General features: G+C 69.2%; 22 protein-coding genes. 10 read left to right on the top strand and 12 right to left on the bottom strand.

What is annotated here, in order from left to right; genetic code table 11:
- Positions 1-45 precede the first annotated feature (45 nt).
- Positions 46-1,803: a methyl-accepting chemotaxis protein gene (locus tag C8P69_RS00970; RefSeq protein WP_170118082.1), complete on the bottom strand. Its 1,758-nt coding sequence runs from the start codon at positions 1,801-1,803 to the stop codon at positions 46-48.
- A 112-nt stretch (positions 1,804-1,915) separates the two neighbouring features.
- Complete coding sequence (locus C8P69_RS00965) at positions 1,916-2,587, bottom strand: HAD-IA family hydrolase (protein WP_108174550.1); 672 nt, start codon at positions 2,585-2,587, stop codon at positions 1,916-1,918.
- A 149-nt stretch (positions 2,588-2,736) separates the two neighbouring features.
- On the opposite strand from C8P69_RS00965, the gene C8P69_RS00960 reads away from it, so the two are divergent.
- Entirely contained in the window at positions 2,737-4,209 is a 1,473-nt protein-coding gene (locus C8P69_RS00960; protein ID WP_108173989.1) for an NAD-dependent succinate-semialdehyde dehydrogenase, read from the top strand.
- A gap of 247 nt (positions 4,210-4,456) precedes the next feature.
- Here C8P69_RS00960 and C8P69_RS00955 read toward each other — a convergent pair whose 3' ends face one another.
- The 3 genes from C8P69_RS00955 to C8P69_RS00945 all read right to left on the bottom strand — a co-directional run bounded on the left by C8P69_RS00955 (position 4,457) and on the right by C8P69_RS00945 (position 7,286).
- A complete protein-coding gene (locus C8P69_RS00955; protein ID WP_108173988.1) occupies positions 4,457-5,992 on the bottom strand; it encodes an ArnT family glycosyltransferase in 1,536 nt (511 codons plus the stop codon).
- A gap of 18 nt (positions 5,993-6,010) precedes the next feature.
- The gene (locus tag C8P69_RS00950) at positions 6,011-6,643 is read right to left on the bottom strand and encodes a LysE family translocator (protein WP_108173987.1); all 633 of its coding nucleotides are present in this window, start codon (positions 6,641-6,643) and stop codon (positions 6,011-6,013) included.
- Positions 6,644-6,863: 220 nt separating this feature from the next.
- Complete coding sequence (locus C8P69_RS00945) at positions 6,864-7,286, bottom strand: SH3 domain-containing protein (protein WP_108173986.1); 423 nt, start codon at positions 7,284-7,286, stop codon at positions 6,864-6,866.
- A gap of 142 nt (positions 7,287-7,428) precedes the next feature.
- On the opposite strand from C8P69_RS00945, the gene C8P69_RS00940 reads away from it, so the two are divergent.
- On the top strand, positions 7,429-7,779 hold the full coding sequence (locus C8P69_RS00940) for an antibiotic biosynthesis monooxygenase family protein (RefSeq protein WP_108173985.1): 351 nt from the start codon (positions 7,429-7,431) through the stop codon (positions 7,777-7,779).
- Between the two features lie 21 nt (positions 7,780-7,800).
- On the opposite strand, the gene C8P69_RS00935 is transcribed toward C8P69_RS00940, so the two are convergent.
- The 3 genes from C8P69_RS00935 to C8P69_RS00925 all read right to left on the bottom strand — a co-directional run bounded on the left by C8P69_RS00935 (position 7,801) and on the right by C8P69_RS00925 (position 10,292).
- On the bottom strand, positions 7,801-8,793 hold the full coding sequence (locus C8P69_RS00935; protein ID WP_108173984.1) for a Bug family tripartite tricarboxylate transporter substrate binding protein: 993 nt from the start codon (positions 8,791-8,793) through the stop codon (positions 7,801-7,803).
- A 130-nt stretch (positions 8,794-8,923) separates the two neighbouring features.
- The gene (locus C8P69_RS00930) at positions 8,924-9,979 is read right to left on the bottom strand and encodes a hypothetical protein (RefSeq protein ID WP_146167257.1); all 1,056 of its coding nucleotides are present in this window, start codon (positions 9,977-9,979) and stop codon (positions 8,924-8,926) included.
- Complete coding sequence (locus tag C8P69_RS00925) at positions 9,888-10,292, bottom strand: gamma-butyrobetaine hydroxylase family protein (RefSeq protein ID WP_108173982.1); 405 nt, start codon at positions 10,290-10,292, stop codon at positions 9,888-9,890. Before C8P69_RS00925 ends, C8P69_RS00930 begins: the two co-directional genes overlap by 92 nt.
- Positions 10,293-10,453: 161 nt before the next feature.
- Here C8P69_RS00925 and moaA point away from each other — a divergent pair, with 161 nt between their 5' ends.
- The 7 genes from moaA (at position 10,454) to C8P69_RS00890 (ending at position 18,807) form a co-directional block, all read left to right on the top strand.
- Positions 10,454-11,479 (top strand): GTP 3',8-cyclase MoaA, encoded by a 1,026-nt coding sequence (gene moaA, locus C8P69_RS00920; protein WP_211353789.1) that lies wholly within the window; start codon positions 10,454-10,456, stop codon positions 11,477-11,479.
- A gap of 226 nt (positions 11,480-11,705) precedes the next feature.
- Positions 11,706-12,398, top strand: a complete 693-nt coding sequence (locus C8P69_RS00915; protein ID WP_108173981.1) for a hypothetical protein — start codon at positions 11,706-11,708, stop codon at positions 12,396-12,398.
- Between the two features lie 93 nt (positions 12,399-12,491).
- Complete coding sequence (solA, locus tag C8P69_RS00910; protein ID WP_108173980.1) at positions 12,492-13,625, top strand: N-methyl-L-tryptophan oxidase; 1,134 nt, start codon at positions 12,492-12,494, stop codon at positions 13,623-13,625.
- A gap of 7 nt (positions 13,626-13,632) precedes the next feature.
- Entirely contained in the window at positions 13,633-14,562 is a 930-nt protein-coding gene (locus C8P69_RS00905) for a DMT family transporter (protein WP_108173979.1), read from the top strand.
- 341 nt (positions 14,563-14,903) lie between these two features.
- Positions 14,904-15,512, top strand: a complete 609-nt coding sequence (locus tag C8P69_RS00900) for a TRAP transporter small permease subunit (RefSeq protein ID WP_108173978.1) — start codon at positions 14,904-14,906, stop codon at positions 15,510-15,512.
- 152 nt (positions 15,513-15,664) lie between these two features.
- Positions 15,665-17,533, top strand: coding sequence for a TRAP transporter large permease (locus C8P69_RS00895; RefSeq protein WP_108174548.1), 1,869 nt, complete (start codon positions 15,665-15,667; stop codon positions 17,531-17,533).
- 98 nt (positions 17,534-17,631) lie between these two features.
- Positions 17,632-18,807, top strand: coding sequence for a patatin-like phospholipase family protein (locus C8P69_RS00890; RefSeq protein ID WP_108173977.1), 1,176 nt, complete (start codon positions 17,632-17,634; stop codon positions 18,805-18,807).
- Between the two features lie 7 nt (positions 18,808-18,814).
- On the opposite strand, the gene C8P69_RS00885 is transcribed toward C8P69_RS00890, so the two are convergent.
- Both C8P69_RS00885 and C8P69_RS00880 read right to left on the bottom strand, forming a co-directional pair.
- Entirely contained in the window at positions 18,815-19,645 is an 831-nt protein-coding gene (locus C8P69_RS00885) for a dienelactone hydrolase family protein (RefSeq protein WP_108173976.1), read from the bottom strand.
- Between the two features lie 150 nt (positions 19,646-19,795).
- Positions 19,796-20,884, bottom strand: coding sequence for a TRAP transporter substrate-binding protein (locus tag C8P69_RS00880; RefSeq protein WP_108173975.1), 1,089 nt, complete (start codon positions 20,882-20,884; stop codon positions 19,796-19,798).
- Between the two features lie 260 nt (positions 20,885-21,144).
- On the opposite strand from C8P69_RS00880, the gene C8P69_RS00875 reads away from it, so the two are divergent.
- On the top strand, positions 21,145-22,017 hold the full coding sequence (locus C8P69_RS00875; protein ID WP_108173974.1) for an NAD(P)-dependent oxidoreductase: 873 nt from the start codon (positions 21,145-21,147) through the stop codon (positions 22,015-22,017).
- Positions 22,018-22,120: 103 nt separating this feature from the next.
- Here the strand turns inward: C8P69_RS00875 and C8P69_RS24375 are convergent, their stop codons facing one another.
- Both C8P69_RS24375 and C8P69_RS00855 read right to left on the bottom strand, forming a co-directional pair.
- Positions 22,121-24,295, bottom strand: a complete 2,175-nt coding sequence (locus C8P69_RS24375; RefSeq protein WP_170118081.1) for a caspase family protein — start codon at positions 24,293-24,295, stop codon at positions 22,121-22,123.
- A 111-nt stretch (positions 24,296-24,406) separates the two neighbouring features.
- Positions 24,407-25,045 carry a uracil-DNA glycosylase family protein gene (locus tag C8P69_RS00855; protein ID WP_108173973.1) on the bottom strand — a complete coding sequence of 213 codons (639 nt, stop codon included), beginning with the start codon at positions 25,043-25,045 and terminating at the stop codon, positions 24,407-24,409.
- Positions 25,046-25,049: the final 4 nt, after the last annotated feature.

The following is a 25,049-nucleotide window of genomic DNA, read 5'->3' as shown; positions in this document are numbered from 1 at the left end:
GCGGCCGCCGCATGGAACCCGCGCCGCGTCCGCCGGCGCTCGGCCTCAGAGCTTGTAGGCCATCCGCAGGCCGCCCCAGTGCCGGCCGAAGACGCGGATCGGCGCGTCGATCTCCTTCATGAAGACAGTGACGCCGTTGCCCATGTCGCGGGCATAGGACTGGACGAGATAGGGCCGGGCGTTGCGCGCCGCCGACAGCCCCGCGCGGTCGTCGAAGACGCGCTTGTTGCGGCAATTGGCGGCGTTCCAGGCGGGATCGTCGGGCCGCTGGGGGTGGGAATAGATGCGGTTGTGGACGGGCAGATAGGCGTTGCGGTCGACAGCGGCGCAGAAGGTCATCTGCTTGTCGACGCCGAGCCATTTCTCCTGGATCGGCGGCAGGATGTCCTCGAGCACCTTCAGATAGCGCGTCGAGAACTGCACCGGGTTGGTGCCGGGGATCTGAACATAGTCGTTGTCGAAGAGGTCGTCGCGGCTGAGGCGACGGGCCTCGATCGCCGCCTCGAAGGCGCGCGAGACCTCGGCCGCCGCCGCGACGACGTGATCGATGCGGGTGCGGTCCGCCTCGCGCAGGGCGGTGAGGCGGGCGCTCACGGCGGCGGTGAAGTCGGGCGCCGGGCGGACGAATTCGCAGTGGCTGCCGAGGGCGGAGCGGCCGGCAATGCGGATCGAGGTCTCGCCAAGGCCGGGCAGCCGCGCGGTGGCGGAGGCGCCAACCGCCACGGCGTCGACCTCGCCGGCGGCGAGCAGCATGCCGCCCTCCGAGAGGTCACGGGTCTTGGTCCGGCAGGTCTTGCCGCCGGCCGAGACGGTCACGTCGATATCGACGGGCAGGCGGTCATGGCGGCGGCGGTCGCCGATCTCCGACTGGCGCAGGAAGATGGTGAAGCGCGAGCGCAGCTTCTCGGTGAGGAGCTTGGCCTGCCTGCCGGCGGCGTCCGCCTCGTCCGAGGTCACTTCCGCCTCGACAGCGGCCTGATCGATGGCCCCCGCCCCTGAGGCCACATGGCCGATGAAGGCGGCGCTCTCACCGGCCGATCGCGACAGCTCGCTGATCGTCTGGATCTGCCCGTCCACGGCTTCCACCACGCTGGAGAAGACGGGCCGGATGGCGTCGACGGCGCCGGCGATCTGCTGCACGGCGGCGATGGAGGCCTGGGCATCGGACTGGAGATGGGCGATGCGCCGGGCGATCTCGTCGGTGGCGCGCTGCGTCTCCATGGAGAGGCTCTTCACCTCCTGTGCGACGACGGCGAAGCCCTTGCCGGCCTCACCGGCGCGGGCGGCCTCGATCGTGGCATTGAGTGCGAGGAGGTTGGTCTGTCGGGCGATCTTGGCGATCAGCGCCACGACCTGGTCGATCTCGGCGGAGGAGGCGCGCAGGCCGTCGATGCTGAGCGAGGCATGGCCGACGGCCTCGACAGCCTCGTCGGTGAAGCGGGTCGCCTCGCGCACCCGGCCACCGATCTCGGTGGCGCTCTGGCCGAATTCCTCGGTCGCGGCGGCAAGCTGGCGGGAATTGTCGGAGGCGCGGGCGGCAAGGCCATCGAGCGCGCTGGAACGTTCGCGGATGGCCGCCAGCGCCCGCGTCGCGGCGGCGGTGCCATCATGGACATGATCGGCGGAGGCCGCGACCTCGGCGATGAGCTTCACGAGGTCGGATTCGACGAGGCCGATCGTGTCGCGAATCTGGTCGATCTCGCCCTTCAGGCGCGCAATCTCGGCGTCACGCGGATCGGGTCCGGCCGCGGCCTCGATGGCCGGAGCGGTGTCGCGACGGCTGGCGGAGATCCCGAAAACCATGGGCGCGCTTATCCCCCCGGTGCCCGGGTGAATTCCCGGGTTCGATCTGGGGATCATGCCCGCACATGGTAAACGGGCGCTTAAGCCTATCGCATGCCGATACGGAAGCGGCTTAGCGCGTCAGGAGGCGGCTGACCGCGTCGGGCAGGCCGTCATAATGGTCGAGGATGACGGTCGGATCGAGGTCCGGCAGCGGAATGGCCGTGTAGCCCCCGGAGAAGGCGACGACGGGGATGCCGGCACCCTGGGCCGCCCGGATGTCCGTCTCGGAATCACCGACCATGACCGCGCGGGCGGGATCGCCCCCGGCCGCGGCGATGGTGCGCAGGAGATGGGCCGGATCGGGCTTGCGGACGCCATAGGTGTCGGCGCCGGCGATGACAGCGAAGCGGCGGCTCATGTCGAGTTCGTCGAGCAGCTGGCGGGCGAGGCGCTCGATCTTGTTGGTGCAGACGGCGAGGATCATGCCGTCCGCCGCGAAGCGGTCGAGAGCGGCAAGGAGGCCCGGATAGGGCCGCGTCTCCTGCGTCAGGCGGGTCTCGTAGACGGCGATGTAGCGCTCGTAGACCGCCTCGATCTCGTCGCGGCTCTCGCCCCTGCCCTTCAGCTTGAGGGCCTTCTCCACCATCGGCTTGATGCCATGGCCGATGAGGGCGCGGGCCTCGTCATAGACGATGGGGTCGAGCCCCTCGCGCTCCAGCAGCCAGGACAGGGTGCCGATCAGGTCCGGGCAGCTGTCGACGAGCGTGCCGTCGAGATCGAAGACGATGGTGGGGGCGGACATGCGCGGCTCCATGGTGTTGTGGCAGGTCATGCCGAAAGGCCGCGCCGATGTCATCCTCCGTGTGGCTGGCCTGCCCATGGACGGGATGCGATGCCGTGGCCCCGGTGCTAGAAAGCCACTCCCCTGAAGATCGCAACCGGAGGCCGCCCATGAACGCCCCCCTGAAGTCGACGCCCCTGCCGCTGAAGGACCCCTCGCTCCTCAAATCGCAGTGCTACGTCAACGGCGAATGGGTCGGCACGCCGGTCGATCCGGTCATCAACCCCGCGACGGGCCAGACCATCGGCCATGTGCCGCGCTTCGGCGCCAAGGAGGCCGCGGAGGCCGTCGAGCATGCCGACAAGGCCTTCCGCCTCTGGTCGAAGAAGACGGCGAAGGAGCGCTCGAACCTGCTGCGCAAATGGTTTGACCTGATGATCGCCAACACCGACGATCTCGGGCTCATCATGACCGCCGAGCAGGGCAAGCCGCTGGCGGAGGCCAAGGGCGAGGTCGCCTATGCCGCCTCCTTCGTCGAGTTCTTCGCCGAAGAGGCCCGCCGCGTCTATGGCGACATCATCCCGCAGCACCGGCCGGATCACCGCATCCTCGTGCACAAGCAGCCGATCGGCGTCTGCGCCGCCATCACGCCGTGGAACTTCCCGGCGGCGATGATCACCCGCAAGTGCTCGCCGGCCATCGCTGTCGGCTGCACCATGGTGGTGAAGCCCGCCCCCGAGACGCCGCTGACCGCGCTGGCGCTCGCCGAACTCGCCCATCGCGCCGGCATTCCGGCCGGCGTCATCAACATCATCACGGGTGACGCCGCGCCCATCGGCAAGACCTGGTGCGAGCACCCGACCGTCCGCTTCGTCGGCTTCACCGGTTCGACGCCGGTCGGCAAGCTGCTGATGGCGCAGGCCGCCTCCACCGTGAAGCGCGTCGGCCTGGAGCTTGGCGGCAATGCGCCCTTCATCGTCTTCGACGACGCCGACATCGATGCCGCCGTCGAGGGCGCCATGGTCTCGAAGTACCGGAACATGGGCCAGACCTGCGTCTGCGCCAACCGCATCTTCGTCCAGGAGAGCGTGCATGACGCCTTCGTCGAGAAGTTCACCGCGCGGGTGAAGGCGCTCAAGGTCGGCAACGGCGTCGAGCCAGGCATCGACCAGGGCCCGCTGATCAAGCCGGCCGCCGTCGACAAGGTCGAGGCCCATGTGAAGGACGCGCTCTCCAAGGGCGCCAAGGTCGAGACGGGCGGCAAGCGCTCCGAACTCGGCCACACCTTCTTCGAGCCGACCGTGCTCTCCGGCGTCACCACTGACATGCTGGTGACGCGCGAGGAGACCTTCGGGCCGCTCGCGCCGATCTACCGGTTCAAGACCGAGGAGGAGGCGATCCAGCTCGCCAATGCCACCCAGTTCGGCCTTGCCAGCTACTTCTACGGCCGTGACATCGGCCGCATCTTCCGCGTCGCCGAGGCGCTGGAATACGGCATGGTCGGCATCAATACGGGCCTGGTCGGAACGGATGTCGCGCCCTTCGGCGGCGTGAAGGAATCCGGGCTGGGCCGCGAGGGCTCGCATTACGGCCTCGATGAGTTCATCGAGATCAAGCTGATGATGCTCGGCGGCATCCAGTGAGCTGAAGGCTGAAGGACTTTCCAAGGGCGGCGTCGCAAGGCGCCGCCCTCTTTCGTTGCGCCCCGAGATTAAATGCCCCACCCGCACCCTCCCCTCGCTGACGCGATGGGAGGGGGACTTCGGCGTCCCGCTTAGGTGAAAGGGCTGGGCCTGGCCGAACCGCCAAGACGACTGCGCCACATCGTGGTCCCCCTCCCCTCGCCCCAGCGAGGGGAGGGTGCGGGTGGGGCATTCGACAAAGTCAGCCTTACCGCATTGCCACGCTCACCGGCGCCAGGGACCGCAAGCCCCGCGCGGGCACGATGACGAGGTCGATCTCCCCGCGCCCGCCACGGCCGATCGACAGCCGCTCGGGCTCGCCGAGCACGGCGAACTGGCGCTCCAGCGTGGCGCGCTGGCGGGCAAAGGTCCCGGCCTGCGCGACGATCAGCACATCCGCGCCCTGGTAGGCGCGCGGCACCTGCCGGAACATGAAGCCGCGCGGGTCAGGGCCGATGACCATGACATCAGCGGCATCGCCCACCGCAAGGTCGACCTTGCCGCCCTCGTTCCAGGTCAGCGCCACCACAACGGGTCCGGACCGGGGACCGACCCCCCTGGCCGCGAGAACGGGCCGAAGGGCCTTCCAGTCGAACGCGTCGAGGGTCGGATCGGCCTGCGGCGGTACGCCGAGGCGGGTGAGCAGTCCGGTCGCGCCGATCGCGCCGATGCCGAGCGACAGAGCCACGGCGAGGCCGGCGCACCATTTTGCCCAGGCGCGGGGCGAAGGACTGGCATCGGGATTCGCCACCATCCAGCCGCCAAGCAGCGGGAAGAGGAAGAACCAGCCGGGCATGGGCCAGTGCGGCAGAGCCCAGCCCGACCAGAGCGACTGGATCGTGAAATAGAGGATGGTGGGCGCGGCCAGCGCCAGCAGGAACAGCCGGCGGGGATCGAACCAGCGCCGCGCCTCCTGCACCGCGATGGTGGCGAGCGGCACGGCGATCCACGGTGCGAGCCAGACGAACTGCCCGGCCAGCATCTGGGCGAAGGCGGCGAGCGTCAGCCCCTTGCCGCCGCCGCGTCCCGCCTGGAAGCGGAGCGAGGCCCAGTCGTTCGCCATGTTCCACAGGATGATCGGCGAAACCACGAGGGCAGCGAGAACGGCGCCGGCATAGGGCGCGGGATGGAGGAGCCATCGCCGGTGCGGCGTCGCCAAGAGAAAGCCGGCAAGGCCGACCACGACGAAGAGCGCCGAGTATTTCGACAGGCCCGCAAGGCCGAAGCAGAGACCCGCCAGGGCCCAGGCCCGCCACGCCGAGGGTGTCTCACCCCGCTTGGGGAAGAAGAGCTGCGCCAGGGAGAGCATGCCCGCGGCCAGGAACAGGAGAAGCGGACCATCGGGGACGATCCAGGCGCCGGGGGATGCGAGGAAGAAGAGCGAGCAGTTGAGCGCCAGCACCGCCCAGACGCCTGACCATCCCCCGAACAGCCGTTCAGTGAGGCGGAACATCAGCCAGGACGTGCCGGCGAACATGAGGATGAAGGGCAGGCGCACCGCCCATGTGGTGCCGAAGACCAGCATGGAGACATGGGCGAGCCAGAGATGCAGCGGCGGATGGTCGAAATAGGAGAGCGCCAGCCGCCGCGCCTGCCCGAGCGTGTAGCTCTCGTCGACGCCGAAGCCGAGCAGCATGGCGAAGGCGATGCGCAGGGCCGTGAAGGCGAGGATGAGCATCACCACCGCGCGGGCGGGATCATCGGGCAGGAGGGCGAAGGGCTTTGAGGTCGGCGCGGCCGTCATGACCGCGGGATTAGCCGATCAGGCGCGGGCGCGATAGCTCTGCACCGCATCGGCGATGGACTTGGCGCCGAAGAGCACGAAGGTCAGCCCGACGAGGCGGGTGACGATCAGCCCGTGGGTGAGGAAGAAGCGGCGCACCGGCGACAGGCCCGCAACCGCGACCAGGATGACGTCGGCGAGGACGAAGCCGAGGAAGGCGACGGCCATGACGAGCGGCGCCATGTCCCAGGTCAGCAGCCCCGCATAGTGCCCGACCAGAACGGTGAACATGGCGACCGAGACCGGATAGGCCTTGGGGTTGGTGACGCCGAAGAGCAGGCCGGCCACCAGGGGATGGCGTCCACCGATCACCGCGCTGCCGGACGCCTCCTTGGCCAGGATCGCCTTGACGCCGAGAAAGATGAGATAGGCGCCGCAGAGCAGGCCGAGGATTTCGAAGAGGAGCGGCCCGAGCTGGTTGACGCCGACGATGGCGGCGAGCGCGAGAGTTCCCCAGAGCACGTCGCCAACGAGGTGGCCGGCGACGAACCAGGTACCGGAGACGCGCCCGTCCTTCGCGGCAAGGGCAAACAGGGCGAGAAAGGCAGGCCCCGGCGTCAGCACATAGATCATCGCCGCGGCGAGGGTCGCGAAGAACAGGCCGATGGTCATGGGACGACTCGCGGGGCTGGTGATGCCGGTCAGGGGAGCACGGCCGAACCCAAGCGTCAAAGACAGGCCCGCCGCCCTCGTGGGGAGGACGGCGGGCCACCTGCCGGGAACAGGTCAGATGCTCCGCATGCCTATGCGTCGGTGCCGCGGACAGAAACCGGCAAAATCATCCGCGTCCATCGTCCCCGTTATGGCCGGTTGCCACCCGGCAGGGATCACGTCAGTAGCGCCAGCCGCCGACATAGGCGCCGGGCGTGCCGAAGCTGAAGCCGATGCCGCCGCCGCGGATATAGGGCTCGTCATCATAGCCGTCGCGCCAGACGGGATCGCCCGTCATCGGGCCTGCATAGGGCTCATAGCGCTCGACCACGCGCGGGCCGCGCTCCACGCGCATGGCGCCGCGGCCGGCAGGCTGGAGATAGCTTGAACTGGCATAGCCGCCGAGTTGCGGAATGAAGCACCAGCCGTCGCCGCAGCCGCGGGTCTCGACGACGCTGCCCTCAGGCAGCACGCCCACCACGGGGTGGTTCGTCCCCTGGCCGGCCCGGACATTGAGATCGGTGGTGACGACCGCGGGGGCGGCCATGGCCGCGCCGGCACCCATGGCGGTGGCGACGGCAGCGGCGAACAGAACACGTTTCATCGTCGATCCTCCCTGGAAAGCCCAGCCCGGACAGTTCAGGGAGAACCCGAAGCATCGGGGCGGGTTCCTGTGACAGAAGGACGCCCAGCCGTGACAGGCCCTGGGCCATGTCTTATGCACAATACAAAACGGGGAGGATGACGTGATCGCGGTGATCTTCGAGGTGATGCCGGCCGAGGGGCACCTGCCCGGCTATCTCGACCATGCGGCGCGGCTGCGCCCGCATCTCGAAACCATCGACGGCTTCATCTCGGTGGAGCGCTTCCAGAGCCTGACGACGCCCGGCAAGCTGCTCTCGCTGTCGTTCTGGCGCGACGAGGATGCGGTCAAGGCCTGGCGGACCCACGGCCTGCACAGGGCCACCCAGGCCGCCGGACGCGATGGCATGTTCGCGGGCTACAGGCTGCGGGTCGCGCATGTGCTGCGCGACTACGACATGGACGGCCATCGCGACGAGGCGCCCGCCGACAGCCGGGAGCACCACCGCGCCTGAGCCCGGTGGTGCGAGGTCACGTCAGTTCTGCAGCTTGATGTCGCCCTTCTCGATGATCGTCTTGAACTGGGCGATCTCGGAGACGGCCTTCTGGCGCATCTGCGCGCCGGTAGAGGGAATGGCGGCGGCGCCCATCTCCTCGAAGCGCTTGACGACGGTGGGATCCCGGAGGAGGGCCATCTGCGTCCTCTCGAGGAGGTCGACGATCTCCTTCGGCGTGCCCTTCGGCGCGAGGAAGCCGTTCCAGGAGGTGATGTCGAAGCCCGGCAGCGTGTCGTTGAGCGGCGGAATCTCCGGCGCGATGGCCGCCCGCGTCGCGGAGGTGACGCCAATGCCGCGGATGGTGCCGGCCTTGTAGTGCGGGAAGGGCGAGGTGAAATTGTCGAAGGAGAGCTTCACCTCGCCGGTGATCAGCGCCTGGACCAGGGCCGCCGAGGAGCGGAAGGGCACGTGGGTCATGCGCGTGCCGGTCAGCTGCATGAAGAGCTCGGCCGACAGGTGGATCGATGTGCCGATGCCGGAGGAGCCGAAATTCTCCTTGCCCGGATTGGCCTTCAGGTAGGCGATCAGTTCCTGGAGGTTGGTGGCGGGGATGGAGGGATGGATACAGAGGAAGTTCGGCTGCGACGAGGACAGGCCGATGAACTCGAAGTCATCCATCGGCTTGAACGGCAGCCGATCACCGAAGAGGTTCGGATTGATCCCGTGGGTCGAGATCGTCGTCATGCCGATCGTGTAGCCATCGGCGGGAGCGCGGGCGAGCGCCGCGACGCCGACATTGCCGCCGGCACCGGCGCGGTTCTCGATGACGAAGCTCTGGCCGAGGCGCTGGCTCAGCTGCTCGCAGACGATGCGGCCGATGACGTCGGTGGAGCCGCCCGCACCGAAGGGCACGATGCAGGTGACGGGCCGGGCGGGATAGGTCTGGGCGAAGCCGGACGTGGCGACGAAGGGCGCGCTGAGAGCGCCGGCGGTCAGGCCGAGCGCAGTGCGCCGGTCGATGGCCTTGGACATGGTACCTCCTGATGGCGTGTGGGGGCGATTGCGACCGCCCTTCTCGCCGGGGAGGCTAGCATGACCTGTCCGGTGCGCAACCGCCGGAATGCGCGGCACGATGACCACGCGTCCCGGCGGTCGCCGCGTCTCAGGGCAGCGGCTTGAGCTGGCGGGGCAGCGAGGCGAGGTCGGCCTCGAGCTCGCCGATCCGCGCGCGCAGCGCCGATTCCGCCTCGGTGCGATTGGCAAATTCCTGGGTGTCGACGACGAATTTCTCGCCGCGCAGGAAGCCGGACTTCTTCGTCTTCACGCCATTGGTCCTGAGATCATCGAGCAGCGCCTGGGCGGCGGTGATCTTGGCGTTGACGGCGTTGTTGTGCTCGATCGCGGCGGCGCGATCCACTTCGCGGCGGGCATCGGCGAGACGGGCGTTGCGGGCATCGATGCGGGCGCGGTAGTCGGCGGCCTCGAGCCATTCGGTGCGCTGGCAGACGACGAGCAGCGAGGCGGTGGTTCCGGCGGCCCAGCCGAGGCCGAAGGCGCCGAGCACGGCCTCGGCCTCGCGGCGATTGCCCTGGCGGACCACCTTCTGGTGCTCGTGGTAGGTGAGGCTCTTGTCGAGCGGCACCACCATCTTGATCTCCCACTGGTCCTCGTTGAGCGAGGCGATCAGCTTGTCGAGCCGCGCGGTGATGTCGGAGACATCCACCGTGACGGCGCCGAGGCTCCACTCCTTGTCGCCCTCCGTCTTCGTCCAGTTCGGGAAGAGATCGAGGGTGAACTGCTTGGTTTCGATCCAGGGGACCATGGCGGTGGAGCTCGTCGGCAGGGAAGAAGCGGGAGCGCGTGCGAAGGCACGCGGCGGGGGCGGGGAAAGGGGCTCTGCGGCCACCGGCTCAGGCTCGGCGACGGGCGGGAGCACCGTCGGCGCCGGCGTCGGCGCGGGGGCCGGCGGCACGAAGGGCTCGGCCGGCGGGTCGATGGATACCGGGGGAGCGACCGAGGGAGCGTCCGCGCCCATCGCCGTCAGCGCGGGCTCGGGACGCTCGAGGCTGAAGCCGTCGAGGGCGGCTGCGAGTTCATCGAGCCGCTCGCGATCGGCGGGCGCCAGCTCAACGGCCGGGGCGCTGCCGGGTGCCGCCGGCGGCCGCGAGGCCGTCGAGATAGCGTCTCCAGATCGCGTCGTGGTCTCGTCCGAGCTCATACAGGTAGTCCCATGAGTAGATGCCGGAGGAATGCATGTCGTCGAAGGTCAGGCGGACCGCGTAGTGACCGACCCGGTCGATGCCGATGAGCTGGACGTCCTGCTTGCCGCCGACGAACTTGCGTTCGGAGGGTGTGTGCCCCTGCACCTCGGCGGAGGGGCTCTCGACACGCAGATATTCGGCGTCGAGGGCGAAAATGTGCCCGTCGTCATAGGAAACCGTCAGACGGCGACGATCGGCCGAGAGCCGGAGCTCGGTCGGCCAGGCATGGCCGCGGCCGGTGGCGCTTTCGACGGCGCTGATCTCGGCCATTGGACGACTCTCCCCCTCGTCAATATCGGTCCCGGCAGGAGCCGACAGGTAGACTGTTCCGTGCGGTTCTTCAACGCGCCCCCGTGACTTGGCGCGCCTATGCCCCTAAATAAGCCGACCAAGGGCCGCGTAATTCCGCGACGTGCCTGGGGAGAGACGGGATGTTTGACGCCGCAGCGTCCGTGAAGCAGGTGCCGATGATCGACCCGTTCGGGCGGTCCATCGACTATCTGCGCGTCTCCGTCACAGACCGGTGCGACTTCCGCTGTGTCTATTGCATGGCCGAAAACATGTCCTTCCTGCCGAAGAAGGACCTTCTGACCCTCGAGGAACTCGATCGCCTCTGCTCGGCCTTCGTCGCCAAGGGCGTGCGCAAGCTGCGCCTCACCGGCGGTGAGCCGCTGGTGCGCAAGGACGTGATGACCCTGGTGCGGTCCCTGTCGCGCCATCTGGAGAGCGGTGCGCTCGAGGAACTGACGCTGACGACCAACGGCTCGCAGCTCGCGCGCCACGCAGCCGATCTCGCCGCCTGCGGCGTGAAGCGAATCAACGTCTCCCTGGACACGCTGGATGCCGACCGCTTCCGCGCCATCACCCGCTGGGGTGATCTCGACGCGGTGCTCAAGGGCATCGATGCGGCGCTCGCGGCCGGCATCGCCGTCAAGATCAACGCCGTGGCGCTGAAGGGCGTCAACGAGGCGGAGATCGAGGGGCTCGTCGCCTGGGCCCACGGCAAGGGCATGGACATCTCGTTCATCGAGGTCATGCCTCTGGGCGACATCGAGCCGTCGCGGCTCGACCAGTACCTGCCGCTGTCGATGGTCAGGGCACGGCTCGGCGAGCGCTGGACCCTCGCCGAGAGCGAGCATCGCACTGGCGGCCCGGCCCGCTATGTCGAGGTCGCTGAGACCGGCGGGCGCATCGGCTTCATCACGCCGATGACCCACAATTTCTGCGAAAGCTGCAACCGCGTGCGCATCACCTGCACCGGCACGCTCTACATGTGCCTCGGCCAGGACGATGCGGCAGACCTGCGGGCGCCGCTGCGGGCCTCAGAGGGCAACGACCTGCTCAACGCCGCCATCGATTCGGCCATCGCCCGCAAGCCGAAGGGCCATGACTTCGTCATCGACCGGCGCACGCGGCGGCCCTCCGTCTCGCGCCACATGAGCATGACCGGCGGTTGAACGATCCTTGCGCCGCGGGATACCGGCGGGGAAGTTTCTGTCAAATTTATTCTGCATGGCAGGATCGCGCCTTCCCTAAGGGCAAAAGACACCTTTTGGTCACAATTCGGCGGCCATAAGCCGCGCCTTCATGAGGGTCGTACCGCGTGGCGGAACGCACACGGCTCACCGCATCCAACAGGACATGTCGGCCGCCTTGCGGATCCGACCCATGAGGCGACCTGCGATGACCAGCTCATCCGTGCCGCCGGCCGATCCCGTTCTCGTCCGGGACGCGCTGCGGCGGATTACCCGTTCCTCCTTCGTGCCCGAAGGATCCCTGCTGGCAACCATGCTGACCTATGTCGTCGAGACGACGCTGGACGGCAATGCCCGCGCCATCAAGGCCTACACGATCGCCGTCGAGGCGCTCGGTCGCGGTGCCGATTTCGATCCGGACCGGGATTCGACCGTCCGGGTCGCGGCGATGCGGCTGCGCCAGGCACTCGACCTCTACTATGCCGGGCCGGGGGCGCTCGACACGCTGCGCATCCGCATGGTTCCCGGCAGCTATCGCCCGCAGTTCGAGACGGTCGACCATGCCGCCCCGGCCGCGCCGCCGGTGGCGGAGGCGCCCTCCCCCGTCGCGGGCGCGTCGTCCGCTGATATCGCGCAGGCGCCGACGGCCCTGAAGCGGCGCTTCCGCATTCCCGCCCAGGCCACCTGGCTGGCCGCGGTCACACTGGTCCTCGCGGTCGATGTGGCGATGACGGTCTCGCTGATGGCGGTGCAGAACCGCGGCGACACCGCCCTGATCGAGACCGAGGCCCGCCTCAACGCCGACGAGATCCGCGCTGCCGAGAAGCGGACGGCCGACCAGATCGTCTACGACATCATCCGCGAAGGGATCCAGCAGAGCTACCAGCAGCCGGTGGAGTGACGGCGCGGGTCTGATGCGACGCGCTGGCGCTCGACGGCGAAGCGCCACGGCGCTAGCTGATGGGCCGGGGAAGAAACACCGGAGCGCGACAGCGTGGCCCATTACGACGTGATCGTCGCCGGGATCGGCGCGATGGGCTCTGCTGCGGCCCATGAACTGGCGCGGCGCGGCCAGCGGGTCCTCGGGCTCGAGCGCTTCGACATCCCCCACGCCATGGGCTCGTCCCACGGCATCAACCGCATCATCCGCCTCGCCTATTTCGAGCATCCGCTCTACGTGCCGCTGCTCCGCCGCGCCTATGAGCTGTGGCGCGAGACCGAAACGGCCTTCGGCGAGCAACTCCTCCACATCACCGGCGGTCTCGATGCCGGCGCGCCGGACGGGCGTGTGGTCACGGGCTCACTGGCGGCCTGCCGCGAGCACGACCTGCCCCACGAACTCATGGACGCCGCCGAGACGCGCCGCCGCTTCCCCGGTTATCGCCTCGCCGAGGGCCATGTGGCGAACTACCAGGCCGATGCGGGCTTCGTGATGAGCGAGCGGGCGATCATCGCCCACGTGACCATGGCCATGGCGCGCGGCGCGGAGATCCGCGCGCGCGAGCCGATCCTCGGCTGGGAGCCGACGGCCGGCGGCGGCGTGCGCGTCACCACGGCGCGGGGCACCTACGAGGCCGGCCGCCTGATCCTCTCGACGGGGGCCTGGATCGGCGACCATGTGCCGGCGCTCACGCGCCTCGCCATACCGGAGCGCCAGGTGCTCGGCTGGTTCCAGCCGAAAGTGCCGGCGCATTTCGCGCTCGGCGCCTTCCCCGTCTCCATCGTCGAGTCCCGCCACGGCTCCTGCTACCAGTTCCCGGTCTTCGGCGTGCCCGGCTTCAAGATCGGCCTGTACAATCACCTGCGCCAGCATGGCCACGCCGACAGCCTGTCACGCGAGCCGACCGAGGCGGACGAGCAGGCGCTGCGGCGCGTCCTCGCCGAGGTCTTCCCCGATGCCGACGGCCCCACGCTGGCGCTGCGCTGCTGCCTCTTCACCAATACGCCCGACGAGCATTTCGTCGTCGACACCCTGCCGGGCCTGCCGCAGGTGACGATCGCCTCCCCCTGCTCAGGCCACGGCTTCAAGTTCGCGAGTGTCATGGGCGAGGTCCTGGCCGACCTCGCGACGGCGGGGACCAGCCGTCACGACCTGTCCCTCTTCCGCCTCGACCGCCTCGCGGCCTGACATCGCCATGCTCACCGCCCCTCCCGTCGAAGCCAACGGCAACCGTCGCGGCATCATCGCCATGTGCACGGCGATGGCCTGCTTCATGACCAACGATACGCTGGTGAAGATCGTCGCGCGCGATCTGCCCTCCGGCGAGATCATCGCCATCCGCGGCGCCTTCGCGGCGGTCATGGTGTTCGGCTGGCTGGTCGCCGCGGGGCACCTGAGGGACATCGGCCGCGTCGCCTCGCCGCTGGTGGCCGCGCGCGCCGGTCTCGAAGCGCTCGTCGCGTTTCTCTTCATCTCCGCCATCGGCGCGCTCCCCATCGCCGACATCACCGCCATCTTCCTCATCACGCCACTGCTCATCACCGCCCTGTCCGGGCCGCTCTTGGGCGAACAGGTCGGCTGGCGCCGCTGGTCGGCGGTCGCCGCGGGCTTCCTCGGCATGTTGCTGGTGGTGAAGCCGGGGGGTGCAGGCTTCCTCGCCGGCTCGGCGACGGTCATGGCCCTGCTCAGTGTCTTCTTCTGCGCCATCCGCGACATGGTCACCCGCTTCATCGATCCGCGCATCCCGACCATCGTCATCACCCTGACGACCTGCGTCGCGGTCGGGCTTTTCGGCGCGGCGATGATCCCGTTCCAGGGATGGGTCACGCCGAGCCTCACGCATGTCGGGCTGCTGCTCGCAGCGGCGACGGTCGTCGTCGCCGGCAACCACGCCATGATCCTCGCCTTCCGCGGCGTCGAGGTCTCGCTCGTCTCGCCGTTCCGCTACACGGTGATGGTCTGGGCGATCGTCTCGGGCATCGCCGTCTTCGGCGAATGGCCGGACGTCGCGAGCTGGGCGGGCATCGGGCTCATCGTGGGGGCCGGGCTCTACACGCTCCATCGCGAGCGGGTGCGCCTCAAGGTGCGCCGCGCCGAGGTGGAGGCGAAGGCAACACTCCCGTGACGACGGGAACTTGCGCGTTTTCCCCACAAAACGCGCCGGTTCTTGCGAACAGCGTCAGCCTTTCGGCCCATTCCTTACCGAAACCCTATTGTGCGTGACGGGGGCGTGCCATAGGAAGGCCATGGCGCTTTGGCGCCGGACCGGTCATCGCACAAAAACCGCGGGGCCGGCAGCGGGACAACAGACGGACGACAATCGCAGCACGGCGCTCCCGCCTTCGGGACGTGCGGCCGCGATCGGTTGCTCGTCTCTTGGGGCGACGATCGATCGCCCATGCCGGTGTCGGGGCCCTGCCCCGCCCTGCGGCCCGCTTTGCGTTGGCCTCCAGGGAGTTGCCCGGCATGCAGGGACTGCTTTCCATCAGCCGCGTCATCGACGCGATCAACACCGCCATCGGCCGTGCCGTGAGCTGGCTGATCCTCGTCGCGGTCATCATCTCCGCCGGCAATGCCATCATCCGCAAGGTGTTCTCGACCTCGTCGAACGCCTGGCTGGAGGCCCAGTGGTACCTGTTCGGCGCGGTCTTCATGCTCTGCGCCGCCTGGACCCTGCTCGCCAACGAACATATCCGCATCGACGTCGTGAACAGCCTGTTCCCGAAGCGGGTGCGCAACTGGATCGACGTGGTCGGCCACACGCTGTTCCTGATGCCCTTCTGCATCCTGCTGCTGATCGACAGCTGGCCCTTCTTCCTCAAGTCCTACAGCCAGAACGAGCAGTCGATGAATGCCGGCGGCCTCGTCGTCTGGCCGGCCAAGTTCCTGGTCGTCGCGGGCTTCGTCCTGCTGCTGTTCCAGGGCATCAGCGAGCTCATCAAGCGCATCGCCATCATGCGCGGCGAACTCGAGGACGTTCAGGGCGGCGGCCACCACGAGATGGCCGAGGCGGAAGCTGCCCGCCTGCTCGAAGTCGCCAAGGCCCAGGGCCTGCTCGACGCGGCCAAGAAGTGATGCGTACCGGGAGCCCCACCGTGAATCTCCGCCGTCCCCTCTCGGGCGCGCTTATCGCCGCCGCCCTTACCTTCCTCGCCCTGTTCATCTTCGCCGGACCGGCGGAAGCGGCGACCGATGCTGCCGGCTTCGGCGGCTTCCTGCGCGCCAACATGGCCCCGGTCATGTTCGCAGCCCTCGTCGTCTTCCTGCTGCTCGGCTACCCCGTCGCCTTCGCGCTCGCGGCCAACGGCCTGTTCTTCGCCATCATCGGCATCGAGCTCGGCCTGTTCCAGCCGAACTTCCTCCAGGCCCTGCCGGAGCGAATCTACGGCACGATGAACAACGACACGCTGCTGGCGATCCCGTTCTTCACCTTCATGGGCCTCATTCTTGAGCGCTCCGGCATGGCGGAGGACCTGCTCGACACCATCGGCCAGCTCTTCGGCTCGATCCGCGGCGGCCTTGCCTATGCGGTCATCTTCGTCGGCGCGCTGCTGGCGGCCACCACCGGCGTGGTCGCGGCCTCGGTCATCTCCATGGGCCTGATCTCGCTGCCCATCATGCTGCGCTATGGCTATGACCGGCGGCTCGCCTCCGGCGTCATCGCGGCGTCCGGCACGCTGGCGCAGATCATTCCGCCCTCCCTCGTGCTCATCGTCATGGCCGACCAGCTCGGCCGTTCGGTCGGCGACATGTACGAGGGCGCCTTCGTGCCCGGCATCGTCCTGTCGCTGCTCTATGCCGGCTACGTCTTCCTGGTGTCGGTGACCCAGCCGAAGAATGCGCCCGGCCTGCCGAAGGAGGCGCTCCTCTACATGCAGCCCGACGGCAAGCGCGGCACCTGGAAGCTCGGGATCCTCGTGCTGTTCTCCGCCCTCGTCGCGGTGTTCATCATGAACCAGACCAGCGTGAAGGGCGGCGCGGACTACGTGATCCTGTCCATGTCGGTGGCGGTGCTGGTCGCCTTCATCGCCGCGGTCTGCAACTACTATTTCGGCGCGCAGCGGCTCATCCTGACCATCGCCGCCACCGCCGCCCTCGCGGTCGCGTATTTCTTCCTCAAGAAGGGCGGCCACGAGACCTGGTCGCTCATCGCCGAGGCCGCTGCCTTCGGGTTCGCCTATGCCATCGTCGTCGGCCTCGTCGAGCGCTTCTCCGGCGTGAAGCTCATCTCGCCCATCGCCGAGCAGGTCACCTTCGTCATGGTGCCGCCGCTCGGCCTCATCTTCCTCGTCCTCGGCACCATCTTCATCGGCCTCGCCACGCCGACCGAGGGCGGCGCCATGGGTGCGGCGGGCGCAATGATCCTCGCCATCATGAAGCGCCGCCTGTCCTTCGACCTCGTGCGCCAGGCGACCGAGTCCACCGCCAAGCTGTCGGCCTTCGTGCTGTTCATCCTGGTCGGCGCCCGCGTCTTCTCGCTCACCTTCTACGGCGTCAACGGCCACATCTGGGTCGAGCATCTGCTGGTGTCGCTGCCGGGCGGCCAGGTCGGCTTCCTGATCGTCGTCAACATCATGGTGTTCCTGCTCGCCTTCTTCCTCGACTTCTTCGAGCTGGCCTTCATCGTGGTTCCGCTGCTCGGACCGGCCGCGGAAAAGCTCGGCATCGACCTGATCTGGTTCGGTGTCATGCTCGGCGTGAACATGCAGACGAGCTTCATGCACCCGCCCTTCGGCTTCGCGCTGTTCTACCTGCGCTCGGTCGCGCCGAAGGAGCCCTATACCGACAAGGTCACGGGCAACCGGATGGAGCCGGTCACCACCATGCAGATCTACTGGGGCGCCGTGCCCTTCGTGGTGATCCAGTGCATCATGGTGGCGCTGGTCATCATCTTCCCCGGCATGGTCATGCACTACAAGGCGACCGGCCCGCAGGTGGACCCGTCCAAGGTCGAGATCCGCATCGACCTGCCGGGCCTCGGCGGCGGCCTGCCGGGTCTCGAGGGACCGGGTGGACTGCCCGGCCTCGGCGGCCCGCCGCCTGGCCTTGGCGGCCCGCCGCCCGGCCTCGAGCCGCCGGCCGCGCCGCGCAACTGAGGATCGTTAACCGGGCCGCGACCACGTCGCGGCCCGTGTGCTTTGCGCCCTAGACGCCGCCACGTGAGGCCGGTAACGGTTGGGCCACGGAGTGGTTCATGCGCCTGACGATCCCCCGCGTCCTGACAGCCGCGCTCCTGGCGGCGACACTCGCCCTGGCCGGCTGCGCCTACCAGCCGCGCCTCGAGGCCGTGCCGCGGGAAGTCGCCCGCGAGGCCATTTTCCTCGGCATTCCCGACGCCCGCTTCGCCCTCAACGGCGACCCGGCTCCCCTGGCGGCCATGTTCGTCGCGGCTGAACGGCGGCGGCTGATGGCCGGTGGCGGCACGGTCGAGCACATGCTCGCGATCTCCGGCGGCGGCGAGAACGGAGCCTTCGGCGCCGGCCTGCTCTATGGCTGGACCGAGCGTGGCACACGGCCGTCCTTCCGCCTGGTGACCGGCGTCTCGACCGGCGCGCTGACCGCGCCCTTCGCCTTCCTCGGCAGCCGCTACGACGAGCAGCTGAAGGCGGTCTACACCACGGTCCAGCGCGACAACATCGCCCAGATCCTGCCGATCCTGACCATTATCGGGTCTGACTCGGTGGCAGACAGCCGGCCGCTCGCCAACCTGATCGCCTCCTACGTCACGCCGGAGATGGTGGCGGAGATCGCCGGCGAATATCAGAAGGGCCGGATCCTCCTCATCGGCACGACCAATCTCGACCAGGGCCAGCCGATCGCCTGGAACATCGGCGCCATCGCGGCCAGCGACCATCCGGCCCGGGTCCAGGCCATCCGCGACATCCTGCTGGCTTCGGCCTCCATCCCCGGCGCCTTCCCGCCGGTGATGATGGACGTGACCGTCAACGGCGCGCGGCGCCAGGAGATGCATGTCGACGGCGGCGCGACCACCCAGGTGTTCCTCTATCCGAGCAACGCGCCGCTGCGCGAGGCGCCCGCCTTCGCACGGCGCACGCAGCGAACCGCCTGGATCATCCGCAACGGCCGCACCCAGGAGCTCTCGGAGGATGTGAAGCGCGGGCTGCTGCCCATCGCGGCGCGGTCGATCTCGACCATGATCACGTCCAACGCCATCGGCGACATCTACCGGATGTACCTGATGACGCGGCGCGACAATGTCGACTTCAACCTCGCCTATATCTCCAGCCGCTTCACCGTGCCCTACGAGAAGCCCTTCGACCCCGTTTACATGAACGCGCTGTTCGAGTTCGGCCGCAGCGAGATCAAGCAGCAGCCCTGGCTGAAGCAGCCGCCGGGCTACCGCCCCTGAAGCTCCCTCACCGCGCGAGAAGCGCTCCGACGCGGCTGATCGCATCGGCGCGCGCCGCCGGGTCCGTGCCGATCATGGCGCGCCCCGACCCATCGGCGGTGAAGGCGAGACCGCGGCGCTCCCGGACGGCCAGATCCGGGGCGTCGAAGCCGTGATAGGCGCCGGGATAGGTGACGATGTCGGCGCTCGCGCCGGCCGCGCGCGCCATGGCGACGTAGTCGCGGCAGGGGCCGGGCGGCGTCCAGTTGTCGGCATCGCCGATGAGGATGGTCAGCGGCAGGCGCGGGGCGATGCCGCGGGCGAGCACATTGCGGCAGCCGGGATAGAAGGCGATGGCGCGACGGAAGTCGGGACGCCCGTCGGTTGGCCGGTTGCGTGCGCTGATGGCGTAGAGGGCTGTGCCCGCGCCGTTGGACCAGCCGACCAGCGTGATGGCCTCGGGGCGGATGTCGCGGCGGGCCTGGAGAAAAGCGCGGGCGGCAAGGACGTCCTGCACGCGCTCGACGCTCTGGCGCACCTCGCGGTCGGCGACCGTGCACTGCGCGCCGAGGCCGCGGGAGGAGAAGCTGTCGGGAAGCAGGACGGCATGGCCGGCGGCGACCCAGCGATCCGCCCAGTCGCGTTCGCGGCGGACGAGTTCACCGCGGGAATTGTTGCTGCCGCCACAGCCATGCAGGGCAATCACCGCCGGAAAGGGGCCGCTTCCCGCCGGCAGGAAGAGCCGGCCGACGATCTCGACCCCGGCGGAATTGGGGAAGCTGACGCGCGTCTGTGCTCCCGCTTCGCCGCCTGCCAGCGTCATCGCCAATCCCATCACCATCACCGCCATGGCCCGCATCGCTCATCCTCCAGGATCGATGGACGATGGTGTGCAGGCACCGGATGAACGCCCGCTGAAGGCGCCGCCATGACGTTCAACGTCAGGTGCAAATAAAAAAGGCCCCGGCGGATCGCTCCGCCGGGGCCTGTTCTCTGGCGTCGCCGGGTGTCAGCCGCGGGCGCGCGAGCGGATCATGAAGGTGTCGTAGGTGTACTCGGCCACCTGCCACCACAGATACTGCTCGCCGCGGAACGCGTTGGCGTGATCCATGATCCGCTTGAAGTCCGCGTTGGCGGCAGCGGTCTCGGCGTTCACCTCGTTGGTCGCCTTGAGGCAGGCCTCGAGAACTTCGAGCGAGAAGGGCCGCAGCTGCGTGCCGGCGGCGACGAGCTGGCGGAGGGCCGCCGGGTTCTGCGCGTCGTAGCGGGCCTGCATCCAGGTGTGGGCATGGTGCGAGGCGTTGAGCAGGATCGCCTTGTAGTTCGCCGGGAGCGCGTTGTAGCGCGCCACGTTGAACATGTTGTGGAGCATGGCCCCACCTTCCCACCAACCGGGATAGTAGTAGAACGGCGCGACCTTGTTGAAGCCGAGCTTCTGGTCGTCATAGGGGCCGACCCACTCCGCCGCGTCGATCGTGCCCTTCTCGAGCGCCGGGTAGATGTCGCCGCCGGCAACCTGCTGCGGCACGACGCCGAGCTTCTGCAGGATGCGGCCGGCGAAGCCGCCGATGCGCATCTTCAGGCCGTTGAGGTCGGCCGGCGTGCGGATTTCCTTGCGGAACCAGCCGCCCATCTGGCAGCCGGTATTGCCGGCCGGAATGGCGTAGATGTTGTGCTTGGCATAGAAGGCGTTCATCAGCTCCATGCCGCCGTTCTGGAACTGCCAGGCATTCTGCATGCGCGAGTTCAGGCCGAACGGGATCGCCGTGCCGTAGGCGAAGGTCGGGTCGATGCCGACATAGTAGTAGGAGGCGGTGTGGCAGGCCTCGACCGTGCCGTCACGGACCGCCTGCATGGCCTGCAGGCCGGGGACGATTTCGCCCGCCGCGAAGACCTGGATCTGGAAGCGGTTGTCGGTCATCTCCGCGACCGCCTTCGAGAAGATCTCGGCGGCGCCATAGATCGTGTCGAGCGACTTCGGGAAGGACGAGGTCAGGCGCCACTTCACCTCGGGGGCGGTCTGGGCGATGGCCGGGGCGGCGACGGCGGATGCGGCGGCAGCCACCGAGGCGGTCTTGATGAAAGTGCGGCGCTCCATGAGCTCAGGTCTCCCTCTTTAATCCCGCAACTGATCGAACAGCGGTCCGTTGGCCGGACTCGTGGGCGGCGACAGAACCATAATTCACAGACGCATGCCAGCATTGCTGATTGTGCGGGGTTAGATTTTCGCATGGATACGTATTTGTACGTATAAGGGGGTCTTCGGGCGCTTTCGCAGACCCTCAAGGCTTGACCTGCCGCCCGCCGCGGGGATGGTAAGCGTCCCTCAATTGGCGGGCATCAGCGGAGCTTCAGGTCATGGCGAAAGTCGCGTTTCTCGGTCTCGGCGTCATGGGCTACCCCATGGCCGGCCATCTCAAGGCCAAGGGCGGCCACGAGGTGACGGTCTACAATCGGACCTTCGCCAAGGCCGAGGCCTGGGTGGCCCAGCATGGCGGCACCGCCGCCCGCACCCCAAAGGAGGCCGCTGCCGGCCAGGACTTCGTCTTCGCCTGTGTGGGCAATGACGACGACCTGCGCGCCGTCACGATCGGTCCCGACGGCGCGTTCCAGGCCATGGCGAAGGGCGCCGTCTTCATCGACAACACCACGGCTTCGGCCGATGTGGCGCGGGAGCTCCAGGCCAAGGCCAAGGCCCTCGGCCTCGGCTTCGTCGACGCGCCGGTCTCCGGTGGTCAGGCCGGCGCCGAGAATGGCGTGCTCACCGTCATGTGCGGCGGCGAGGAGGGTGACTTCGCCCGCGCCGAGCCGGTGATCATGGCCTTCGCCCGCGCCTGCCGCCGCCTCGGCGGTCCGGGCGCCGGCCAGCTCGCCAAGATGGTCAACCAGATCTGCATCGCCGGACTGGTGCAGGGTCTCTCCGAGGGCCTGCATTTCGCCCGCAAGGCCGGCCTCGACATCGAGCAGCTGGTGGACGTCATCTCCAAGGGCGCCGCCGGCTCCTGGCAGATGGAGAACCGCTACAAGACCATCAACCAGGACAAGTTCGACTTCGGCTTCGCCGTCGACTGGATGCGCAAGGACCTGTCGATCTGCCTCGCCGAGGCCCGCCGCAATGGCGCCAAGCTGCCGGTCACGGCGCTGGTCGACCAGTTCTACGCCGAGGTCCAGACCATGGGCGGCGGCCGCTGGGACACGTCCAGCCTCTTCGCCCGCCTCGAGCGCAAGTGATGTGAGACGGACCACAGGGTCCGCTCGCGCGCCCCACCATTGTTCCTGAATGCGAAGGGCCGGTGCATTGCACCGGCCCTTGTCATGTCGACGGGATGAGCCGTCAGCGCCGCTCACCGGGCCGGCGCGGTGCGGGACGAGCGCCGCCGCCGCCGGCGCTGGGACGCGCGCCGCCGCCACCGCCGAAGTTCGGACGCGGGCCACCGCCGCCACCGCCCATGTTCGGGCGCGGACCACCGCCGCCCCCGCCGAAGTTCGGACGCGGACCACCGCCGCCACCGCCGAAGTTCGGACGCGGACCACCGCCGCCACCGCCGAAGTTCGGACGCGGACCACCGCCGCCACCGCCGAAGTTCGGACGCGGGCCGCCGCCACCACCGCCAAAGTTCGGACGCGGGCGACCGCCGCCGCCGCCGAAATCGGGACGTGGGCGGCCGGCGCCACCGCCGAAATCGGGACGCGGGCGACCGCCGCCACCACCGAGGTCAGGACGCGGACGGCCGCCGGGACCGACGCCGGGTCGCCCACCGGGGCCTCCCACGACGGGACGGCCGCCGGGTCCGCCGGTTCCCAGGCCGGGGCCCTGATTGCCGGGACGATTGGGGAAGGGACGCACGACGGGACCCGGCCCGCCAACGCCAGGCCGGCCGGCACCCGGGCCGCCCTGGCCGGGGACGAAGCCCGGGCGCTGGCCCGGACCACCGATGCCGGGCCGCACATTCGGCGGCAGGCCGGTGCCGCCCTGCGAGCCCGGAAGCGGCCGTCCGCCTGGCACCACGCCGGGGCGCAGACCCGATCCGGGGCCGGTGAAGCCGGGACCGGGACCGGGGCGACCTCCGGGGAAGCCAACCGGGCGTCCGACGAAGGTCGGCGGCGGCGGCAGCACCACGGGAGGACGCGGCGGCCGCACGAAACGGTTGATGATGATCGGAGCCGCGACCAGCGCCGCGACGCCCACCACCGGCAGCACGCCCCAGACCGGCGGCGGTGGCGGCGGCAGCACATAGACCGGCGCCACGGGCGGCCCCAGCCAGACCTCGCGGGCCACAATGACCTCGTCGTAGAAGGCGGGCGGCGCCGGCTCCCAGTAGTCGTCGACATAGACCACCTCCACCTGCGGCAGGGGCGGTGGGATGTCGTCATAGACCACGACATCAAAGGCCGGCGGAGGCACGGGGGGCGCCGACAGCCGGGCGAGGCGCAGGCGCGCCTCCTCGGCGTGGGGACCCCGCGGATAGCTCCTCAGATAGGTCCAGTAGGCCTGCGGGGAATTGGTGCGGATGGTGCGGCGCCAGACCAGCGCCTCGCGCTTGGCGGCCAGCAGGCGCTGGACGCGGCGGGCCAGGGGATCGGTCGGAAAGACGCGCAGGAAGGCCTGGTAGCCCTCGATCGTGTCGCGCTCGACCGCCAGCGCATAGGCCTCCTGGGCCGAGAGGCCCTCCATCGGCCGGGCTGCGGCCGGCGGCGGCGGGGGCGGCGTCGAGCCCGTCGCCTCGGAACCGGCATTGAGAACCGGGGTCGGCGGCGTCAGGGTCGAGACCTCCCAAGGGGTGTCGCGGCCATTGGTGAGCTGGTGAACGCGCAGGCGCGCCCGCGCGACGGCCTGATCGACCGGCAGGCCGGGCGACGCGAGCTGTTCGACCAGGGCGGAAGCGAAATGGCCATAGGAGGCCTCATTGGGGGCGGAGACGGCACCGGCGGCGGCGGCCGACGCGATCACCATGGACGGGCCCGCGTCGAGGAGGCCGAGGCCGGCGCGGACCGGCGGGCCGACATCGGCGAAGGGATGCTGGCGCGACACGTCGAGCAGGATGACCTTGGCGCGTGAGGGGATGGCGCCGAGAGCCCGCGTCAGGTCGTTGAGGCGGATGCCGGCCAGCGGCACGTCGCTCTCCCGCTGGATCACCGCGTCGGTCGTCAGGAGATAGCTGTCGCTGTCGTGCTGCAGGCCGACGCCGGAGAGATAGACGACCGCAACCGCGTCCGGCCCGGCATCGCGCACCTGCTGGACGAAGGACGCGATGGCCTGGCGCAGCTCGGCCTGCGGAAGATCGGCACCCTCGGTCGTGGAGAACCCGAGGTCGCGCAGGGTGCGCGCGACGAGCCCGGCATCGTTCAGCGCCGAAGGCACGGGATTGGTCTGGTAGGCACCGATGCCGAGCACCAGGGCGAGGCGGGTCTCGCTCGCAGCTGGCGCCTGGGCGCGGGCCACCTGCCCGCCGGTTGTGACAGCCAAGGCGAGGACCAGCAGGCCCATCCACCGCTTGATCATGCTCATCTGCGCTTCCCGTGTGACATATCGCCCAACCCGAGGACCTGCACTCTGCCCGCGAAGCAAGACGAAATACAGACCGACACCGAAGGGCAGGCACGTTGCTGCGGTATGGCTTCAGAAGCGTCGGCGGATTTCCTGCCGCAGCACGGGGAGGAGGTCGGCGGCGAACCACGGATTGCGGTTGAGCCAGCCGGAATTGCGCCAGGACGGGTGCGGCAGGACGAGGACGCGGGGGGCAGCGCAGGCGTCGAAAATGGTCCGCCAATCCAGCACCGTCTCGCCGAGCGTCGGCCGCATGAGCGCCCCGAGGCCAAGCCGCCTGAGATGATAGGCCTGCGCGGTCGCACCGATGGCCAGCACGAGGTCCACCGCCGGCATGGCCGCCATCAGCCGGTCGTGCCAGGCGATCCGGCATTCGGGCCGTGGCGGCAGGTCGCCGCCCTTGGCGTCATGGCCGGGAAAGCAGAAGCCCATCGGCACGATGGCGACGCGCGAGCGATCATAGAAGACCGCCTCGTCGAGCCCCATCCAGGCGCGCAGCCGGTCACCCGAGGGATCGGTAAAGGGCTTGCCGGAGGCGTGGACGCGGATGCCGGGCGCCTGGCCCGCGACGAGGATGCGCGCGGTCGGAGAGGGCCAGGCGACGGGCCGCGGTTCGTGCGGCAGCGGCGCGCCGCGCGGCGCGTCGCGGCAGATGCGGCAGGCCGCGATGGCGGCGGTGAGGTCCGCAAGTGGCTTCCCCTCCCCCGCCATCGGC

This window comes from Phreatobacter oligotrophus, assembly GCF_003046185.1.
Lineage (GTDB): Bacteria > Pseudomonadota > Alphaproteobacteria > Rhizobiales > Phreatobacteraceae > Phreatobacter > Phreatobacter oligotrophus.
The sequence above is the reverse complement of the archived record's forward strand: the minus strand, read 5'-3'. Positions and strand labels throughout refer to the sequence as shown.

Excerpts from the sequence above, each read along its gene's own strand:
- C8P69_RS00895 (WP_108174548.1), top strand. The coding sequence starts at position 15,665 with ATGGCCCCGGTCATGTTCGCAGCCCTCGTCGTCTTCCTGCTGCTCGGC.
- C8P69_RS00900 (WP_108173978.1), top strand. The coding sequence starts at position 14,904 with ATGCAGGGACTGCTTTCCATCAGCCGCGTCATCGACGCGATCAACACC.
- C8P69_RS24375 (WP_170118081.1), bottom strand. The coding sequence starts at position 24,295 with ATGAGCATGATCAAGCGGTGGATGGGCCTGCTGGTCCTCGCCTTGGCT.
- C8P69_RS00965 (WP_108174550.1), bottom strand. The coding sequence starts at position 2,587 with ATGTCCGCCCCCACCATCGTCTTCGATCTCGACGGCACGCTCGTCGAC.
- C8P69_RS00875 (WP_108173974.1), top strand. The coding sequence starts at position 21,145 with ATGGCGAAAGTCGCGTTTCTCGGTCTCGGCGTCATGGGCTACCCCATG.
- C8P69_RS00970 (WP_170118082.1), bottom strand. The coding sequence starts at position 1,803 with ATGGTTTTCGGGATCTCCGCCAGCCGTCGCGACACCGCTCCGGCCATC.
- C8P69_RS00935 (WP_108173984.1), bottom strand. The coding sequence starts at position 8,793 with ATGTCCAAGGCCATCGACCGGCGCACTGCGCTCGGCCTGACCGCCGGC.
- moaA (WP_211353789.1), top strand. The coding sequence starts at position 10,454 with ATGTTTGACGCCGCAGCGTCCGTGAAGCAGGTGCCGATGATCGACCCG.
- C8P69_RS00945 (WP_108173986.1), bottom strand. The coding sequence starts at position 7,286 with ATGAAACGTGTTCTGTTCGCCGCTGCCGTCGCCACCGCCATGGGTGCC.
- C8P69_RS00905 (WP_108173979.1), top strand. The coding sequence starts at position 13,633 with ATGCTCACCGCCCCTCCCGTCGAAGCCAACGGCAACCGTCGCGGCATC.
- C8P69_RS00885 (WP_108173976.1), bottom strand. The coding sequence starts at position 19,645 with ATGCGGGCCATGGCGGTGATGGTGATGGGATTGGCGATGACGCTGGCA.
- C8P69_RS00960 (WP_108173989.1), top strand. The coding sequence starts at position 2,737 with ATGAACGCCCCCCTGAAGTCGACGCCCCTGCCGCTGAAGGACCCCTCG.
- C8P69_RS00925 (WP_108173982.1), bottom strand. The coding sequence starts at position 10,292 with ATGGCCGAGATCAGCGCCGTCGAAAGCGCCACCGGCCGCGGCCATGCC.
- C8P69_RS00915 (WP_108173981.1), top strand. The coding sequence starts at position 11,706 with ATGACCAGCTCATCCGTGCCGCCGGCCGATCCCGTTCTCGTCCGGGAC.
- C8P69_RS00950 (WP_108173987.1), bottom strand. The coding sequence starts at position 6,643 with ATGACCATCGGCCTGTTCTTCGCGACCCTCGCCGCGGCGATGATCTAT.
- C8P69_RS00930 (WP_146167257.1), bottom strand. The coding sequence starts at position 9,979 with ATGAGCTCGGACGAGACCACGACGCGATCTGGAGACGCTATCTCGACG.
- C8P69_RS00880 (WP_108173975.1), bottom strand. The coding sequence starts at position 20,884 with ATGGAGCGCCGCACTTTCATCAAGACCGCCTCGGTGGCTGCCGCCGCA.
- C8P69_RS00955 (WP_108173988.1), bottom strand. The coding sequence starts at position 5,992 with ATGACGGCCGCGCCGACCTCAAAGCCCTTCGCCCTCCTGCCCGATGAT.
- C8P69_RS00855 (WP_108173973.1), bottom strand. The coding sequence starts at position 25,045 with ATGGCGGGGGAGGGGAAGCCACTTGCGGACCTCACCGCCGCCATCGCG.
- C8P69_RS00890 (WP_108173977.1), top strand. The coding sequence starts at position 17,632 with ATGCGCCTGACGATCCCCCGCGTCCTGACAGCCGCGCTCCTGGCGGCG.